The sequence below is a fragment of the Streptomyces fulvoviolaceus genome, from assembly GCF_000718165.1.
GTDB lineage: Bacteria > Actinomycetota > Actinomycetes > Streptomycetales > Streptomycetaceae > Streptomyces > Streptomyces fulvoviolaceus.
Genome location: NZ_JOEY01000002.1, coordinates 89,748 through 106,242, shown reverse-complemented (window position 1 = coordinate 106,242; position 16,495 = coordinate 89,748). Strand labels below are relative to the sequence as shown.

Sequence of the window (16,495 nt, the reverse complement as noted above, 5' to 3'; positions counted from 1 at the left end):
AGCCACAGGGGGTACGCCATGGCCGCAAGGCCTCTCGTCGCGCGGCAGCCGAACGAACGGCTGCAGGCGCTCATCCAGGAAGCGGGTTGCTCCAACGCGGGGCTCGCCCGCCGGGTCAACATGTGCGGCGCCGAGCACGGCCTCGACCTGCGCTACGACAAGACGTCCGTGGCCCGCTGGCTGCGCGGACAACAGCCGCGCGGACGCGCCCCGGCGATCATCGCGGAGGCGCTCGGCCGCAAACTCGGCCGTACGGTCACGATCGACGAGATCGGCATGGCCAACGGCAAGAACCTCGCGTCCGGCGTCGGTCTCCAGTTCTCGCCGACGGTGCTGGGGGCCATCGAGCAGGTCTGCGAGCTGTGGCGCAGTGACGTGGGCCGCAGGGACTTCCTGTCCGGCTCCTCCGTCGCCGCGTCCGCGCTCGTGGAACCCAGCCGCGACTGGCTGATCTCCTCGCCCGACTCGCAGGTGGCGCGTTCGGCGGGGCCGCGGGTGGGGCAGTCCGACGTGGCGGCCGTGCGCGCGATGACACAGGCGCTCGTAGACCTTGATCACCAGTACGGCAGCGGGCATGTGCGTCCGGTCGTCGTGCACTACCTCAACAGCGTCGTCTCCGGGCTGCTGGCCGGGTCGTACCGGGAGGCCGTGGGGCGTGAACTCTTCGCCGCGGTCGCGCGGTTGACGGAACTCGCCGGGTACATGGCCATCGACACCGGGCAACCAGGTCTGGCCCAGCGGTACTACATCCAGGCGCTGCGCCTCGCGCAGGCGGCGGGCGACCGCGGCTACGGCGGCTATGTGCTCGCCGCGTCCATGAGCCACCTCGCCGCGCAGCTCGGGAATCCGCGCGAGATCGCGCAGTTGGCGCGCGCGGCGCAGGAGGGGGCGCGGGGGCGGGTGACACCGCGCGCGGAGGCGATGTTCTACGCGGCGGAGGCCCGCGGGCACGCGCTCATGGGCGATGCGCGGGCGGCCCAGTCGGCGTCCGGGCGGGCGGTGAACGCGCTGGAGGCGGCGGACCCGGCCGCCGGGGACGACCCGGCGTGGATCGCGCACTTCGACGAGGCCTATCTCGCCGACGAGTTGGCGCACTGCCACCGGGACCTCGGGCAGGCCGAGGCGGCGGCGCGGTGCGCGCGGGAGTCGCTGGACGGGCTCCCCGAGACGAAGGCGCGCCGGCGGGCGATCGGCTACGTCCTGCTCGCGACCGCTCAGGTGCAGCAGCGGGAGGTGGAGCAGGCCTGCAACACCGGCCTGAAGGCGGTGGAGTTGCTGGAGTCCGTCCGCTCCAACCGGGGTGCCGAGTACCTCGAGGACTTCCAGCAGCGACTGGAGCCGTTCCGGGACGAGCCCGTGGTAAGGGAGTTCGGGGCGCGGCTGGATCTGCAGGCGGCGGCGTGAAAGGAGGCGTACAGAGCGCTTGAGAGCCCGGTTCTGTTACCGCGGTCACAGGGACGTAGGTCACGTTCTGTGCTGCGTGGCACCGGGCTCCGGGGACCCGGTAGCGTGAGCCGACGATTCCGAAGGTCCCCCATTAGTAGGAGTCCCGGTGACGCAGAGTGGACAGGGCGAGGAGCCCACGCGCGAAGCGCGCGAAGGCATCGTGCTGCCCTCCGACGGTGGGGAACCCCTGCTGCCGGGAATGACGGGCGGATACGGCGGTCCGCAAGGCGGATACGCCGACCAACAGGGCGCGTACGGCGGTCAGCAGGGCGCGTACGGCGGTCAGCAGGCGGGCCGGCCCGCTACGGCCCCAGGTGCGCCTGGGGGTACCTCCCAGGCTTTCGGCTCTGGGGGAGGTCAGCCGCCGTCCGGTCCGGGCGCGGCGCCCGCCGGCGGTCAGGCCTGGGGCACCCCGTGGGGCCCCGAGCAGCACCAGGCCCCGGCCCCGCCGCCGGGACAGGACTGGTCGACACCGCCCGCCCAGACCTGGGGCACACCGCCCCAGCCGCCCCAGGACATACAGACGCCGCCCTACGGCGCCGACGGCTACGGCACTCCCGGGCCGGCCGCCCCGCCGCAGCCCACGGGCTACGACACCGACCAGCCCACCTCCTACTACCTGCCGCCCGTGGGCCGACCCGCCCCGACGGCTCCCCCCGCACCGGCCGACCCGTACGGCTCCGCTGCCCCGGGTACGCCCCAGCCGCTGACGGGCGAGTACGGCTACCCGACCGCCGGCGCCTCGCAGCCGCCTGCCGGTCCTGGCGCTCCGCCTGCCGTGTCGCAGGGTGGTGCGCCGCCTGCGGCCGGATACGGATATCCCGCTGCCGGTGCCTCGCAGCCGCTTGTCGGCCACGGTGCGCCGCCTGCGGGTGGGTATGGCTACCCGGCCGGCGGCGCCTCGCAGCCGCCCGCCGGTCCTGGCGCTCCGCCCGCCGTGTCGCAGGGTGGTGCGCCGCCTGCGGCCGGATACGGATACCCGGCCGCCGGTGCCCCGCAGCCGCCTGTCGGCCACGGTGCGCCGCCCGCCGTGTCGCAGGGTGGTGCGCCGCCTGCGGCCGGATACGGATACCCGGCCGCCGGTGCCCCGCAGCCGCCTGCCGGCCATGGTGCGCCGCCTGCGGGTGGGTATGGCTATCCGGCTGCCGGTGCCCCGCAGTCACCCGTCGGTGGATACGGCGACCCCTCCGCCGGGACCTCCCAGCCCTCCGAGGGATACGGCGCCCCGGGTGCCGCTCTTCCCGCCGTAGGACACGGAGCGCCCCTGCCGCCCGCCGGACCCGGCGCTCCGAACGCCCCCCAGCCGCCCGCGGGGCACAGCAGCTCCGGCGCGCTGCTCCCGCACGCCGGGCACGGTGCCTCCGCCGCGCCCATGCCGCCCGCCGAGGAGGGCGCCACCCAGTACATCCCGCCGGTCGGCCCCGGGGCGCTGCCGCCCGAGGTGCCCGCCGAGGCGACGCAGTTCCTCGGGCAGGTGCCGCAGGCCGGGCCGATGCCGCCCACCACCGGCCCCGACGCCGAGGCCACGCAGTTCATCGCGCCCGTGCCGGGGCAGGCTCCGCCGTACGGCGGGGACCGGCAGCCGCCCGCCGAGTTCGACAACCTCTTCCGCAGCGGGCCGGGCGGCGCCGAGGGCGCGGCCGACTCCACGCAGCAGATGCCGCGCTTCGCGCAGCCCCAGACCGCCTACGCCGCCCCGCAGCCCGGGTACATCCCGCAGGGCCCGGGCGGCGGCGGGTACGACGACGGTGGGTACGACGGCGGAAGGGGCGGCCGGGGCGGTCGTAGCGGATCGAAGGTGCCCGTCATCGCCGCCGTCGGCATCGGTATCGCCGTCCTCGGCATCGGCGCGGGCGCACTGCTCGCCGGCGGCGGGGACGACAAGGGCGACGCCAAGAACCAGACCGTGTCCGCCACGGCGCCCGCGACCGATGCTTCCGCGTCGCCGTCCGCCGACCCGGCCGAGGCGCAGGCCGTCGAGCTCGACAAGCTGCTCGCCGACAGCGGCACCAGCCGGTCCACGGTGATCAGCGCGGTGGCCGACGTGAAGTCCTGCGACAACCTCGCCCAGGCCGCCAAGAATCTGCGCGGCGCGGCCCAGCAGCGCACCGACCTGGTGACGCGGCTGGAGGGCCTCACGGTCGACCAGCTGCCGAACCACGCCGCGCTGACCACGGCCCTCACCAAGGCCTGGCAGGCGTCCGCGTCCGCCGACAACCACTACGCGGCGTGGGCCGACCAGGCGGCCGGGAAGAAGGGCTGCAAGAAGGGCCAGGCCCGCGTCACCGGCCAGACCGCGGCCGGCAACCGGGCGAGCGGCACCGCCAGCACGCAGAAGGCCAAGGCCGCCCCGCTGTGGAACACGATCGCCAAGAAGTACGGCCTGACCGAGCGCCAGTCGACCCAGCTGTGAGAAAGGGGGGGCCGACTCGATCGGCCCCCGCCTCAGTTCACCTCGGCCGTCTGCAGTGTCTTCGTCACGTCCGTGAAGCCCTTGCGCGCCGCCACGAGCCGGCCCTGCCGTACGACCTGAAGGGTCACGTCGGCGTTCACCAGGCGCGGGAAGCCGACGCTGGCGAGGTCGGCCTGGAAGTCCCAGCGGAGCGTCGGCGTCAGACCGCCCGTCTTGATCTCGAGCCCGTCGTTCAGGGCGCGCCGCACGGTGTTCGAGGCCACCTCGCCGTCGCCGAGCGACTCCACGACCGCCTTGAACACGGTGTACGCGATCCACGTGGTCTGCACCCCGGCGTCCGCCGCATCGATGCGGTTGTCGCCGAAGGCCTTCTCGCTGATGACCCTCTTCATCGGGTCCCAGCGCTTGTCGGTCTCCACCGGGTACCAGCCGGTGATGTACGACCCCTCGTACGGCCCGGACCGCCCGCCGGACGCGTCGATCACCGTCTGGTCGACGCTGCCCATCGCCATGGCGGTGCGCACCGCCGGGAACTCCTCGCGGACGCGCCGGAAGGAGTCCATGAAGGTGTCGGTGCGGTCGCCGAGGGCGGGTATCACGCACCCCTTCTTCGCCGGGTCGGCGGTCGCGTCCCCCAGAGCCTGGGCCGACTGCACCGAGTACTCGGTGGCGTCTTCCGCGGCCCGCAGGTCGCTCGCGGACTGGTGCCCGCCCGAGGTCAGGCCGGAGTCGAGCAGGACGGGCAGTTCGTCGCCCGCGATGGTGTCGGGCCGGATGAGCGTGGTGGGGCCGCAGCTCGCGGCGAGTTCCTTGCCGAGGCCGGCCAGCAGCGTGGGCTGGCCGCCGTTGACGGGGTAGGAGAGCGGACTGGTGAACTCGGCGTTGGTGACGCCGTAGCCGCCTATGTACGGGATACCGGCGCTCTCCAGCGGCGGGAAGAAGGAGTTGCTGTACTGGCTGTAGGAGCCGATGACCGCGACCACGTCCTCCTTGACCGCGCGCCGGGCGCACTTCGCCGCGGCGATGCTCTCGTTGCGGTCGTTGCAGGTCAGGACGGTGAGCTTGCGGCCGTTGATGCCGCCGTTGGCGTTGATCCAGCGGGCGTAGGCCTGCGCGAAGGCGGGCATGCCGGGCTTGTTGGTCGCGTTGGTGTCCGAAGGGGCCCAGGTCATGACCTTGATCGGGTCATCCCCGGAGCCCCCCGTGGCACCGGGGATGACCCCGCACGCGACGGCGAGCGACGCACACGCCACCACGGCCCCCGCCGAGCGGGCGGCGGCCCTGGCGGGCCGGTGGAGCCTGGGGAGGAAGGTGCTGCGGGTGCTTCGCCTGCCAGTCATGGGCACACACGTTTCCTCCGCGTCGCCAACCCTGGAGTGACTCTCGGTCAACCACAGGTGACGTGAAGGTGAATAGGAGGGGGTGGTGCGGCCCGTGAGACGAAGAACGTACGATCGATGACCGTGCAAGGTTCGGAGAACTCTTCCCGTCGCGGCCGTCGCTCATCCACCATGGGCGGCATGCCATCAAACGACATGCCGTGGTGGCGCTGGCGCAGCAATGTGCGCTCTGCGCTGCACATGCTCTCCGACCCCGCCTTCCAGCAGAACGTCTGGCTCGCCGGTGTCGAGGGGTACGGGGACGTCACCGACGCCGTGTACCGCCTCGTCGAGGACACCTGGCTGGACAACTGGTCCGCCGAGAAGTACGTCGGCACGATCTTCCGGGACTCCCAGGAGGCGGCCCTCGTCGACACCGCCGTACTGCGCGTGCTGCGGATCATGCACCAGGTCGGTCCGGACGCTCAGGTCTCCGCCTACCTCGACAACCACGCGTGGCCGGAGGCGGTGCGGGCGGCACGGGACGCGCACGTGCGGATGGCGACGGCCGACGGCGAGGAGCCCGACACGCCGCCGCGCACGCTCGAGGTGCTGCAGATCATGACGCGGTCTGCCTAGCGAGACGGCGGTTCGGCACCTTTACCGGGTATGGGACCCTGTGCTGCATGAACGCGCAGTCCACAGCCCCGGCCGATCAGTACGTCCTCACGCTCTCCTGCCCCGACAAGCAGGGCATCGTGCACGCCGTGTCGAGCTATCTCTTCATGACCGGTTGCAACATCGAGGACAGCCAGCAGTTCGGCGACCACGACACGGGTCTGTTCTTCATGCGCGTCCACTTCTCGGCGGAGGCGCCGGTGACCGTGGACAAGCTGCGGGCCAGCTTCGCGGCGATCGGTGACGCCTTCCACATGGACTGGCAGATCAACCGGGCCGAGGACAGGATGCGGATCGTCCTGATGGTCAGCAAGTTCGGGCACTGCCTGAACGATCTCCTCTTCCGCGCCCGGATCGGCGCACTGCCCGTGGAGATCGCGGCCGTGGTGTCCAACCACACGGACTTCGCCGAGCTCGTGGGGTCGTACGACATCCCCTTCCACCACATCCCGGTGACGAAGGACAACAAGGCGGAGGCGGAGGCGCGCGTCCTGGAGCTGGTGCGCTCGGAGAACGTCGAGCTCGTCGTGCTCGCCCGCTACATGCAGGTGTTGTCGGACGACCTGTGCAAGGCGCTCAGCGGGCGGATCATCAACATCCACCACTCGTTCCTGCCGAGCTTCAAGGGTGCGAAGCCGTATCACCAGGCTCACGCCCGGGGTGTGAAGCTGATCGGGGCCACGGCGCATTACGTGACCGCTGACCTCGACGAAGGGCCGATCATCGAGCAGGAGGTCGAGCGGGTGGCGCATGACGTCACGCCGGACCAACTGGTCGCGATCGGGCGGGACGTGGAGTGCCAGGCGCTGGCGCGGGCCGTGAAGTGGCACGCCGAGCGCCGGATTCTGCTGAACGGTCGGCGGACGGTCGTGTTCGCCTAGGAGCTCGGGGGTTCTGGGTCGCGGGCGGCTGCGGGTGGTTCGTGGTTGCTCGCGCAGTTCCCCGCGCCCCTAAAAGAGCTCGCTGGGCCTACGTTTCAGGGGCGCGGGGAACTGCGCGACCAGCCCCCACTCACCCGCAGCCGCCCGCGAACCCGCATCTCACCCTTACATCCGGCTCAAGCTCGCCGCCGCGAACAGTACGTCCCTGATCGCCTCGCGGTCACCGACCTGACCCGCTGCCGCTTCCGCAGGAGACACGTGGCCGGCCGCCAGGCGACAGAACTCCACGCCGTCCAGCGCGACATGGGCCACCTCCTGCTCGGCGGAGCCCACCGCGCCGGGGGAGTCGAGGGGGATCAGCCACTCGCCCCCGCCCAGGCCCTCGATCTCCAGCCGCAGGCTGCGCCCCGGCTCGCCGGCCGGGACGAGGTGGCGTCCACGCGCGGGCGAGGCCAACCCCTCCTGTCGCCGCCCAGCCAGCACAGCGGGGAGCATGCGGGCCGCGAGGTCGATCATGCGGTTCAGGTGGCGGGGCGCGGGCGGTACGTACGGGTAGTCGACCGCCTCGGCGATGTCCTCCGCGTGCACCCAGCACTCGAACGCGCGGTCCAGCATCGCGTCGTGCAGCGGGAGTTCGAAGTCGCCGTACGGGACGGACAGCTTGCCGGCGCCGCCGCCGGTGAAGGACACCGTGCGGACGAGGTCGTGGCTCTGCTCCCGCCAGGGGGCCCGCACGGAGCGGGTGGGCGGGTAGTGCGAGGCGCGCCAGTACGCCTCGGTGCGGGCGGCGGGCGTGGGCGCCTCGGCGGACACCTCGCCCAGCGGGTCGTCGAGGCCCAGGGCGACCGCGACGAGGCCGTCGACCGTCAGCAGGTGGGCGATGACCCCGGCGACCGTCGTACGGCGGCTCGTCGCCTCGTCGGCCTGGAACCAGCGCAGCCGCACCGGGGCGTGCCACTCGGCGTCGCCGAAGTCCTGCAGCAGGGCGTCGAGGCGGGCCGTCTCCGCGTCGTACGGGGCGGCCCACTCGGGCATCGGGATGCGCGGCGGGCGCCGGTCGAGGCAGCCCTCCAGGACGCGGGTGCGCAGGCCGGGATCGAGGTCGAGGCTCTCCGGGCGCTGCAGCAGGCCGACCGCCTCACGCAGCCGCAGGGCCTCGTCGGCGCAGGAGCCGCAGTCGCCGAGGTGGTCCTCCACGGCCACCGTCTCCTCCGCGGAGCAGGCGGCCAGCGCCCATGCCCCCAGGAGCGCCTTCAGGACGTTGTGCTCCAGGACCAGCGGGGCCGGCGGGGGAGGCTCGCCCAGGCCCTCCAGAGTGGGCAGCGGCCGTCCGTTGTCCTCGACGGAGGCGCGGGGCAGGGGTATGCGGGGCGGCTGGTCCGCACCTTGATCGTGCGGGCCGCCGTTGCCGTTCGTGGGACCGCCCGGGCCGTCCGAGCCACCGGATCCGTGCGCGCCCGCGCCCGGGGCGCCGCCGTACGGCGACTGCTGCCCGTCCCGGCCGCGCTCGCCCTCCCGGTCGGCGTCGCCGGAGCCGCCGTGCCCGCCGTCCTCGTGTTCGTCGTACGCCTCGAAGCGGTTCGGGTCGTTCACACCGCACCCCCGTATCCGGGCGGGGCGCCGGGTGCCGCGGCCTGGTGGGCGGTGGACAGGAGTTGCAGGCCCAGGCGGAGCCGGCGGCGGGCCTCGTCCTCGGTGACGCCGAGGTCGGCGGCGGTCTGGCGGTAGTCGCGGCGCTGGAAGTAGGCCAGCTCCAGGGCGGCGCGCAGCGGTACGGGCATGGACTGGACGATGTAGTCGGCGCGGGCGGCGACCGAGGCGGTGCGCACCTTGCGCTCCAGGTCCTCGGTGGAGCCCTGGCCGCCCTGGGTGAGCGCGGCGGTCTCGGTGGCGCGCAGCCGCTGCACGGCGAGGCGGTGCGTCAGGGTCGCGACCCAGGAGCGCAGCGGGCCCTGCTTGGGGTCGTAGGCGTCCGGGTGCTCCCAGACATGGGCGAAGACCTCGCGGGTGATGCCGTCGGCGGCGCGCTCGTCTCCGAGCACGCGGTGGGCCAGGCCGTGCACGAGTGAAGCGAAGCGGTCGTAGAGCTCGCCGAGGGCGGCCGCCTCACCGCGTGCGAGCCGCTGCTGCATCTTGCGGTCCCAGCGGGGCGGTGCGTCCTTCTTCGCCATGCGGCCCCCTCACCCCTGTCTGTGCCTTTCGCGCTTTCGCGGGCCCTCCGCGGCCTGGTCAAGCCTGCGCCCACCTTCTCCTCGAATGTAGTCGGCACCTCCGACAGCGCACGCCCCTTTGTGTCAATGTGCGCCCCCGAAAGGGCCGCAGGTGGTAGTGGACCTTCCCCTACCCGCTCATTTGCTGATCAGGCCTGATCGAACAGGATCGAAGACGACTAAAACAAGCCTCTTTCGATCGATTGCCGTTTCTTGGGCCGTGTTTCAGGGAACGGCCGCTGGGCAGCCGCGCTGCAAGGAAGCGAAAGGACGGCTTCCGTTTGCTTTCCGGCGAGCGAAGGGCATGGTGGTGGCGTTCAATGTGACCGGCGGCGAGCAGGGCGATTGGGCTGTGCTCCATGTGTCGGGCGAGCTGGACCTGGTGACCTCGCCGGTGTTGCGCCAGCGGGTGCACGACGTGGTGGCCGAAGGCGGCCACAGCCTCGTCCTCGACCTCTCCGAGGTCTTCTTCTGCGACTCCAGCGGCGTCGGTGTCCTCATCGCCTCCCGCCGGCTGATGCGCTCCTGCCATGGCCATCTGCGTCTGATACTTCCGGCGCAGGGTGCGGTCGACGGCTCCCACGTCAACCGGGTGCTGGGGGCGTTGGGGGTGCGGCGGCTGTTCGACGTCCATCCCGACCTGGACTCGGCAACGGAGGACGAGGCGGGGCCGCTGTCGGCGTGACCTGTCGAGCGAGGCATCGCGGCGTTTCATCCGCTCGAACCCGGTCCGGGATGTTCGTGACGCCCGTCCCCCTGCTCCAGCAGCCGGATGCGCTCCTCCTCGAAGTCCGGGTCGTCCTGATAGCCGCTGTGCGCCCGGACCGGGGTGGGCAGGGGATGCTCCCGGCTGCGGCCGAGGCTGAGCGGATCTCTGACCTCGCGGTCCACTTCGGTGCCGACGCCCTGGTCGACGCGCACAGGGCCCCCGATGGGATCGGTGGCTCGCCACAGATTCCGCCAGCCCGCCACGTCGGCGTGGAAGGCCCTCAGCTGGCCAGGTCCGAAGTACGCCGGAAACAGACGTCCGTACAGCCGCTCCAACGGTGAGCCGTAGGTGAGCAGGTGAACGCGCTGGCGCGCCGCGCGGTCGAGCTGCCAGATCGCGGCGACCGCGAGCATGCTGCCCTGCGAGTGCGCCGACACCAGGATCCGTCTGCCGGGCTCCGCCAGCCAGGACGCCATTCGCCAGGCGAGATCGGGGACGGTCCGCTCTGAGGAGCAGAGCCGAGAGAAGGGGTGGGCGGCCCGGGGCAGGAATGTGCCCAACTCCCAGACGATTCCGATCAGTCCGCGCGAAGGCGTGTCACGAGAGGCCTTGCGGCTGGAATTGAGGAAGAACAGAGCGGAGGCGGCGATCAGCCAGGACCCGAAGTTCTGCACGGTATCGACAAGTTGCCATGCCGGGGCCGCCGCCGACGCTGTGGCCTGGCCGGGGGAGCCGCCCGTGGTGGCAGCGCCGATCAGCGTGCCCAGGTTCAGCAGAAGGACGGCCATGGCTGCGCTGCCCATCAGTACCGGGAGGAGGTCGGTGACCTGGGCGCGCGCACGGGCTGCCACGATGCGCTCCACACGCCGGAGGTCCGGGTGTTCGTCCGGGTATTCGGACGTTACGACGGTGCGTAACTTCCTTCTCCGCCGCTGGAGTTGGAGGCCGACGAATTGCGCCTGATACGCCACCAGTAGCAGTAGTACGGGGATGGCGGACATCTGCCAGGTGACCAGCGGGGGTGGGCCAGTGATCGGGCTGTCCACCCCGCCGACCTCTCGGTACCGTCCAAGCCAGTCCGCGAGTCCCTGGACGGCACCCGCGATCGCCATGCTGTACAGAGCGCACGCCAACATCACGGCGGCCGCGGGCGCGAGACCGCGCAACAGGATACGGGTCCCTGGCATGCTGCGATGCAGCTGTCGGCCGACCAGGGCCAGTGCCACCACGATCAAGCCCTGAACCACCGGTCCCAGGGAGTAGACGGTCTCACTGAGCGGCAGGCGTCCCGTTGACCGCCAGCCGGGCCGGGGCCACGCCGTGTAGTAGAGGCCCAGCACGACCAGCGCGACCGAGATGGCGGGCAGGGCCCGCACGACGTCCCGGTCGAGGTCCCTACGGAGCCGTCTCTCGCTGCGGCCCCTGCGGCAGACCGCCGCCACCGTGATCAGGAAGCCTGTGGCGGTCAGGACGCTGAGGATCAAGCCCACCGTGCACAGGGCGGCCGATCCGCCGGGCTCTCTGTCGAACCGCGCCGGTGCGGCGACCAGCAGCGCGGCGACGACGAGCAGCCCGGCCGCCGTGTGCATCGCATGCAACCGGGCCAGCAGGCGCCGCCCGTACCAGAACCCGGGCCGGGTGAGGGCCGACTGGGTCGGCTCGTACGCCTCGTCGTCCGGTTCCGACGTATGGGTCCGGGGAAGCGGCATCGCGGACTCGAACGGGTTCGCGCTGTTCCGGGAGATCCGCCACAGGACGGCGATGAGCAGGCACGGTGGCAACGCACCGATGGCGAGCCGAAGACCGGGCCTGCTTCCCCCACTGCTGGAGTCCACCGCCATGAAACCCAGCCAGAACCGCTGCCCGTCGGCGCAGGCGGGGCTGCCCGCGCACTGCCAGGCGACCAAATCCATGGAGAGCATGCAGGCTCCCACCACCATTGCCACTGTCAGGCTGAGCGCCGTGAGCCGGACCAGCAGCCCGTGCAGGCGGACCAGGCGCTGGTGGCCGCGGGCAGGCGGGCGCATCCAGTGGGCGAGGTTCACGACCATGAAGGGCAGCAGGAGGAACCACAGCAAGCGGCCCGGGTTGCCCGGCGAGAGGCGCGGCCAGCGGTACGCCTCGCACACCGGGCGGTCCCGGTAGTCCTCCGGCCGCTGCTCCGCGTCCACGTCGGCGGCCCTGCGGTGCAGGCCCGCGATGTCGTCGCCGCCGACCTGGACGACGTGCGGGTCGTTCAGCATTCGCGCGGGGCTGGCGTCGTCGATGCCGTGCACGAGTAGTTCCAGGACGAGGCGGTCGTGGACGCCGGGCTCGGTCGCGGTGGTGCTCAGGTCGGCGCGCGTCCGACTGGTCGTCTCGTGGGCGCGAGTGAGCGCGGTACGTACTGCCTTGGCCTGCGGATGCCGCATCCCCAGCGTGGTCGACGACCGCTGGGCCGCCACCGCGAGCACGTCGGTGAGCCGCTCCATGCTCGTCAAGTCGCCGTCCAGCACGGCGGTTTCGTGCTTGGCCGAGGCCATGGCGACCAGGGCCTCCAGAGCCCGGGGATGAGCGCTTCCGTAGCGGTCGATCTGCTGCAAGCCCAGCTCTTCGAGGTCGCGTGCGAGACGCCGGACGCGGTCGTCGTCCCCGGCCCGGCGCGCCGCCAGGAAGAGGACGGACGTCGTGCGCAGGAGCAGGTCGAGGCGCGGTCCGGATTCCGGTACCGAGCGGCTCAGGTCCCGCCCTTTCCGGGCGTGGGACTCCGCAACGGGCCACTTGCCCTGTTCGGCGGCGCACAGGGCGAGGCGCGCGTACGTGTGCGCCCTCTCGATAGCGGTGCCTGCCGAGTCCAGCGCCGATTCGAGCGCGGTCAGCGCCATGTCGAGGTGGGCGCCTCCAGCGTCGATGAGGGCGGCGGCGAGCCGGTTGTGCACCACGCACCGATAGGGCAGGGGGACGCGCTCCGACTCGATCCAGGCTTCGGCCACCTCCAGTGTCGTGTCGACATCCTCGGCCAGCTCGCGCGCCAGTGCGACGAGATACGCGAAGTCCTTTGCGTCCTCAGGGGTGTTGAGGAGTTCAGGGTCGTCGGGCAAGCCGGTGAGGAGGGCGCGCAGCGCGTCCAGCGAGCCGGGCTCACCGCGCACGGCCCGCTCGGCGGAGTCGATCCGCTGCTCCCACGCTGGCCCGGTGTGCTCAGTCACCCGAAGGCCCGCCCAACATCTCGTCCAGTGTGCGCATGGCCCGCTCTCGGCGCTTCGCGGCCTCGCGCGGCGTGATGAGATCGTCCTCCAGCAACTGCTTGATCCGCTTCAAGTAGCCCTTGACATCGGCGCCTTCGGGGGCCCGGCGGGGCTCGTCCGGGGGGCGCGGCGGCACCATCGGTTTCCCCGCCACCACGTCGCTCAGATGGCCGACGTCGAAATACGGGAAACGCTCAACGGCGTCCAGCACGGATGCCGCGTACACCACGTTCGTATCATGGCTGCCGTCCGCCCGACTGAGCTCCTGCTCCATGAGGATGCCCACGACGGGCCGCTCACTGGGGTCGGCCCCGTAGCGGCCCTCGTGCACCGGGCTGCCCGAGTAGCCCGCGAACTCGTGCAGCAACTGGGTGACGGTCAGTTGTAGCCCCGTGAACGTGCCGTGCCGGTCGCTGGGATGAGTGATCGGCGCGTGCGTGACCTCCCCGCTCAGCGAGGACTTGGTGTCCGGCGGCCGGTAGGTGCCGTGCCAGGCGACAGCAGGCCGGGGACGGTTGGTGTGCGGCGCGGCCGGCAGGTCGTACGTGTGGGCGTCGAGGACCGCGATCAGCGCGAGATCCGCCTCCTCGACCTTGTCGCACAGCCGACCTGGTAGCCGCCGGCCGTCCGGCAGGTAAAGATCCAGGCGTACGTCATCGGACGCCATGTCCCCCAGCACGTGCAGGGCGGTGAGGACGAAGCTCCGCGTCACCAGGAGCCCGGCGCCCAGAGGCGGTCCGCCCTGGCAGATCCGCACCCAGAACTCGTCGTACGCGCCCCTGCTCATGGCGCACCGTCGGTCCGTTCTACTGTGAGCGTCACCTCGAGGGATGCCTCCGCTGACGCCTTCGACAGGATGACCCCGGCCTCGGCCGAGAGTGTCAGGCCGAAGGTGACCGCCACACTGCTGACCGCCCAGCCGTGCCGCTCGGGCACCTGGGCCAGGGACTCCTGGGCGAGGACCGTCGCCTGCCGGATGGCTTCCTGCACTTCTTCGGAACGCTCGGCCAGCGGGGCCGAACGCCGCGTTCTGCTGCTGATCTGGTGCGTACCGCGCGCATCGGTCTCCACAGTCTCGATGCGCACGAGCGCGGGAGCGTCCTGATCGGGCATGCCCGCCCCCCTGAGTCGTCCCCGTTGCATGGCAGCGTAGACCCGAAGGGCCGCCTGAAGGAGGGGGCTGTCACTAGACCACACCGTTGTCCCAAAATTCCCCCGGTCTTGGCACAAGCGCCGCTTTCCCGCGCCCGGAGAGGCCCCCGCGTCGTACGCTCCGTGCCAGACGCACCCCGAGATGACGTGAGGCGGCCCGAAAGAGATGGTCAGCAGCGAGTACGAGCGCAGGATCGCCGCCCGGTTCGCCACCTTCGACCAGGACGGCAACGGCTACATCGACCGCGAGGACTTCAACGTGGCGGCCAAAGCCCTGCTCGCGGAGTTCGGCACGCCGGCCCGGTCCGACAAGGGACAGGCGCTATACCTGGGCGCGGAGGCGTTCTGGCAGGGCATGGCCGGGATAGCGGACCGGGACGGCGACCAGCGGATCACCCGGGACGAGTTCGTGAACGGCGCGGTCAAGCGTCTGCGGGACACCCCCGACCGGTTCGCCGAGATCGCCCGCCCCTTCCTGCACGCGGCCCTTGACGTCGCCGACCAGGACGGCGACGGAGCGGCCACCGTCGCCGACACCGCGCGTGTCCTCAGGATTCTGGGCGTGGGCGAGGACATCGCGCAGGCCGCTGCCGCCGCACTCGACGCCGACGGCGACGGCAAGGTGGGAGAAGCCGAGATCGTGCCGGCCTTCGCCCGCTACTTCACCGTCCCCGATTGACTTGCTCCTCGGGGTGAACCCCGAGGATTCTGGCCTTCCCGTTCGTTGCTGTGCCGCTACGTGGCACAGGGTTCGAGCGGGAATCCGTGGCTTCCTGTTTCTCTGCGCTGGGCCGGAACAAGTTCCGGTCTTACCTGCACTCCACAGGCTGTAACCGCCAGTCCGGCGGCCGTTTTCACGTTGATCGCGGCATTGGTGTCCCGGTCGTGGACCGTCTGGCAGGCGGGGCAGGTCCAGGTGCGGATGTGGAGAGGTTTAGGGCCGTCCCGGTGGCCGCAGGCGGAGCAGGTCTGGGAGGTCGGCTCGAATCGGCCGATCTTCACGAGAGTGCGGCCGTAACGTGCCGCCTTGTACTCCAGCATGTTCACGAAGGAGGACCATCCGGCGTCGTGCACGGATTTGGCCAGCCGGGTGCGCGCGAGCCCGTTGACCGCCAGGTTCTCCACGCCGATCGCTTGGTTCTCGCGGATCAGCTTGGTGGAGAGCTGGTGGTGGAACTCGCGGCGGGCATCGGCCACGCTCACGTGGGCGCGGGCGACTTTCAGGCGGGCCTTCTCCCGGTTCTTCGATCCCTTCTGTTTGCGGGACAGCTCCCGCTGGGCCTTCTTCAGTTTTTTCTCCGCGCGGCGTAGGAACCGCGGGGAGCCGATCTTCGTGCCGTCGGACAGGACCGCGAAGTGGGTCAGGCCCAGGTCGATACCAACCCTCTGCTCGGTGTCGGGCACTGTGGTGAGGTCGGTGGCGGGGTCGGTGGCGATGACGAAGGAGGCGAAGTACCGGCCGGCCGCATCCTTGATCACCGTGACCGAGGAGGGCGCAGCGGGCAGCGAGCGGGACCATTTCACCCTCACCTCGCCGATCTTCGGCAGGGCGAGCCGGCCCTTCGGGGTGATCTTCCAGCGGGCGTTGGCGGTGAACCGGACCGACTGCCGGTTGTCCTTGCGGGACTTGAAGCGGGGCGGGCCCAGTTTCGGCCCCTTGCGGGTGCCCTTGAGTGCGGCGAAAAAGTTCTTGTAGGCAGCCTCGGCGTCGCGCAGGGACTGCTGGAGGACTACGGCGGAGACTTCGCCCAGCCAGGACCGGTCCTTGCTCCGCTTGGCCTCGGTGATCAGCTTCTTCGACAGCTCCCCGGCCTCCGGAAACGGCTTGCCCTTCGCCCTTGCGTCCTCACGGGCGCGCACCGCGTCGTTGAACACGACGCGGGCACACCCGAACGCCTGGGCTAACGCGGTGCGCTGCACAGGGTTCGGGTACAGGCGGAAGCTGTACCGGAGCTGCATGACGGCCACGATACATACTTGGGTTATGGCTGAGATTCAGAAGATCAGAACTGGTCGGCACTGTACTTTCGTGATGCATGTTCATTTGGTCTTCGTGACCAAGTTCTGGCACGAGGTGTTCAGCGATGTTCATCTGGTGCGGATGGAGGAGATTATGCGGGCGGTGTGCGCGGACTTCGAGTGCGAGCTGGTCGAGTTCAACGGCGCGGACAACCACGTGCATCTGCTCGTGAACTTCCCGCCCAAGGTCGCCGTCACCAAGCTGGTCAACTCCCTCAAGGGCGTCTCCTCCCGCCGTTTGCGCCAGGAGTTCCCCGATCTGGTACGCCACTACTGGCGGGCCAACAAGCTGTGGTCGGGGTCCTACTTCGCCGGGACTGTGGGCGGCGCCCCGCTCTCCGCGGTCAGGCAGTACATCGAGCAACAGAACCGGCCGACATGAGCACCACCCCGGCTACACCGGGACCCGACCACGCACCGCGCTCCGCGCCGTGCATGGTG

At 71.1% G+C, this 16,495-nt stretch carries 14 protein-coding genes; 7 read left to right on the top strand and 7 right to left on the bottom strand.

Annotated elements, in window-relative coordinates:
• The first annotated feature begins 18 nt into the window (after positions 1-18).
• Together IG08_RS0102320 and IG08_RS61105 are read left to right on the top strand one after the other, a co-directional pair.
• Positions 19-1,404 (top strand): NsdA family TPR-like regulatory protein, encoded by a 1,386-nt coding sequence (locus IG08_RS0102320; RefSeq protein WP_030595532.1) that lies wholly within the window; start codon positions 19-21, stop codon positions 1,402-1,404.
• Between the two features lie 148 nt (positions 1,405-1,552).
• Complete coding sequence (locus tag IG08_RS61105; RefSeq protein WP_420823274.1) at positions 1,553-3,859, top strand: hypothetical protein; 2,307 nt, start codon at positions 1,553-1,555, stop codon at positions 3,857-3,859.
• Between the two features lie 32 nt (positions 3,860-3,891).
• Here IG08_RS61105 and IG08_RS0102310 read toward each other — a convergent pair whose 3' ends face one another.
• Positions 3,892-5,199 (bottom strand): ABC transporter substrate-binding protein, encoded by a 1,308-nt coding sequence (locus tag IG08_RS0102310; RefSeq protein WP_030595526.1) that lies wholly within the window; start codon positions 5,197-5,199, stop codon positions 3,892-3,894.
• Between the two features lie 117 nt (positions 5,200-5,316).
• On the opposite strand from IG08_RS0102310, the gene IG08_RS0102305 reads away from it, so the two are divergent.
• Together IG08_RS0102305 and purU are read left to right on the top strand one after the other, a co-directional pair.
• On the top strand, positions 5,317-5,817 hold the full coding sequence (locus IG08_RS0102305) for an SCO4402 family protein (RefSeq protein WP_078655409.1): 501 nt from the start codon (positions 5,317-5,319) through the stop codon (positions 5,815-5,817).
• Between the two features lie 47 nt (positions 5,818-5,864).
• The gene (purU, locus tag IG08_RS0102300; protein ID WP_030595521.1) at positions 5,865-6,737 is read left to right on the top strand and encodes a formyltetrahydrofolate deformylase; all 873 of its coding nucleotides are present in this window, start codon (positions 5,865-5,867) and stop codon (positions 6,735-6,737) included.
• 165 nt (positions 6,738-6,902) lie between these two features.
• Here purU and IG08_RS0102295 read toward each other — a convergent pair whose 3' ends face one another.
• The gene (locus IG08_RS0102295; protein ID WP_030595518.1) at positions 6,903-8,330 is read right to left on the bottom strand and encodes a maleylpyruvate isomerase N-terminal domain-containing protein; all 1,428 of its coding nucleotides are present in this window, start codon (positions 8,328-8,330) and stop codon (positions 6,903-6,905) included.
• On the bottom strand, positions 8,327-8,908 hold the full coding sequence (locus IG08_RS0102290) for a sigma-70 family RNA polymerase sigma factor (protein WP_030595515.1): 582 nt from the start codon (positions 8,906-8,908) through the stop codon (positions 8,327-8,329). Before IG08_RS0102290 ends, IG08_RS0102295 begins: the two co-directional genes overlap by 4 nt.
• A 343-nt stretch (positions 8,909-9,251) precedes the next feature.
• On the opposite strand from IG08_RS0102290, the gene IG08_RS0102285 reads away from it, so the two are divergent.
• Entirely contained in the window at positions 9,252-9,632 is a 381-nt protein-coding gene (locus IG08_RS0102285; protein ID WP_030595511.1) for an STAS domain-containing protein, read from the top strand.
• A gap of 26 nt (positions 9,633-9,658) precedes the next feature.
• Here the strand turns inward: IG08_RS0102285 and IG08_RS0102280 are convergent, their stop codons facing one another.
• The 3 genes from IG08_RS0102280 to IG08_RS0102270 are packed head-to-tail and all read right to left on the bottom strand — an operon-like array spanning position 9,659 to position 13,996.
• Positions 9,659-12,844 (bottom strand): hypothetical protein, encoded by a 3,186-nt coding sequence (locus IG08_RS0102280; RefSeq protein WP_234342791.1) that lies wholly within the window; start codon positions 12,842-12,844, stop codon positions 9,659-9,661.
• Positions 12,837-13,670, bottom strand: coding sequence for a trypsin-like peptidase domain-containing protein (locus tag IG08_RS0102275; protein ID WP_052424452.1), 834 nt, complete (start codon positions 13,668-13,670; stop codon positions 12,837-12,839). Before IG08_RS0102275 ends, IG08_RS0102280 begins: the two co-directional genes overlap by 8 nt.
• Positions 13,667-13,996, bottom strand: coding sequence for a CU044_2847 family protein (locus IG08_RS0102270; RefSeq protein WP_030595503.1), 330 nt, complete (start codon positions 13,994-13,996; stop codon positions 13,667-13,669). The genes IG08_RS0102275 and IG08_RS0102270 overlap by 4 nt, the downstream gene beginning before the upstream one ends.
• 205 nt (positions 13,997-14,201) lie before the next feature.
• On the opposite strand from IG08_RS0102270, the gene IG08_RS0102265 reads away from it, so the two are divergent.
• Complete coding sequence (locus IG08_RS0102265; RefSeq protein WP_030595501.1) at positions 14,202-14,714, top strand: EF-hand domain-containing protein; 513 nt, start codon at positions 14,202-14,204, stop codon at positions 14,712-14,714.
• Positions 14,715-14,770: 56 nt separating this feature from the next.
• Here the strand turns inward: IG08_RS0102265 and IG08_RS0102260 are convergent, their stop codons facing one another.
• The gene (locus tag IG08_RS0102260; protein WP_030595499.1) at positions 14,771-15,994 is read right to left on the bottom strand and encodes an RNA-guided endonuclease InsQ/TnpB family protein; all 1,224 of its coding nucleotides are present in this window, start codon (positions 15,992-15,994) and stop codon (positions 14,771-14,773) included.
• Positions 15,995-16,019: 25 nt separating this feature from the next.
• On the opposite strand from IG08_RS0102260, the gene tnpA reads away from it, so the two are divergent.
• Positions 16,020-16,436 (top strand): IS200/IS605 family transposase, encoded by a 417-nt coding sequence (gene tnpA, locus IG08_RS0102255; protein WP_030595497.1) that lies wholly within the window; start codon positions 16,020-16,022, stop codon positions 16,434-16,436.
• The last annotated feature ends 59 nt before the right edge of the window (positions 16,437-16,495 follow it).

Coding starts and splice junctions, on each gene's coding strand:
- IG08_RS0102320 (WP_030595532.1), top strand. CDS start 19: ATGGCCGCAAGGCCTCTCGTCGCGCGGCAGCCGAACGAACGGCTGCAG.
- IG08_RS0102310 (WP_030595526.1), bottom strand. CDS start 5,199: ATGACTGGCAGGCGAAGCACCCGCAGCACCTTCCTCCCCAGGCTCCAC.
- IG08_RS0102305 (WP_078655409.1), top strand. CDS start 5,317: ATGACCGTGCAAGGTTCGGAGAACTCTTCCCGTCGCGGCCGTCGCTCA.
- purU (WP_030595521.1), top strand. CDS start 5,865: ATGAACGCGCAGTCCACAGCCCCGGCCGATCAGTACGTCCTCACGCTC.
- IG08_RS0102290 (WP_030595515.1), bottom strand. CDS start 8,908: ATGGCGAAGAAGGACGCACCGCCCCGCTGGGACCGCAAGATGCAGCAG.
- IG08_RS0102285 (WP_030595511.1), top strand. CDS start 9,252: ATGGTGGTGGCGTTCAATGTGACCGGCGGCGAGCAGGGCGATTGGGCT.
- IG08_RS0102275 (WP_052424452.1), bottom strand. CDS start 13,670: ATGAGCAGGGGCGCGTACGACGAGTTCTGGGTGCGGATCTGCCAGGGC.
- IG08_RS0102270 (WP_030595503.1), bottom strand. CDS start 13,996: ATGCCCGATCAGGACGCTCCCGCGCTCGTGCGCATCGAGACTGTGGAG.
- IG08_RS0102265 (WP_030595501.1), top strand. CDS start 14,202: ATGGTCAGCAGCGAGTACGAGCGCAGGATCGCCGCCCGGTTCGCCACC.
- IG08_RS0102260 (WP_030595499.1), bottom strand. CDS start 15,994: ATGCAGCTCCGGTACAGCTTCCGCCTGTACCCGAACCCTGTGCAGCGC.
- tnpA (WP_030595497.1), top strand. CDS start 16,020: ATGGCTGAGATTCAGAAGATCAGAACTGGTCGGCACTGTACTTTCGTG.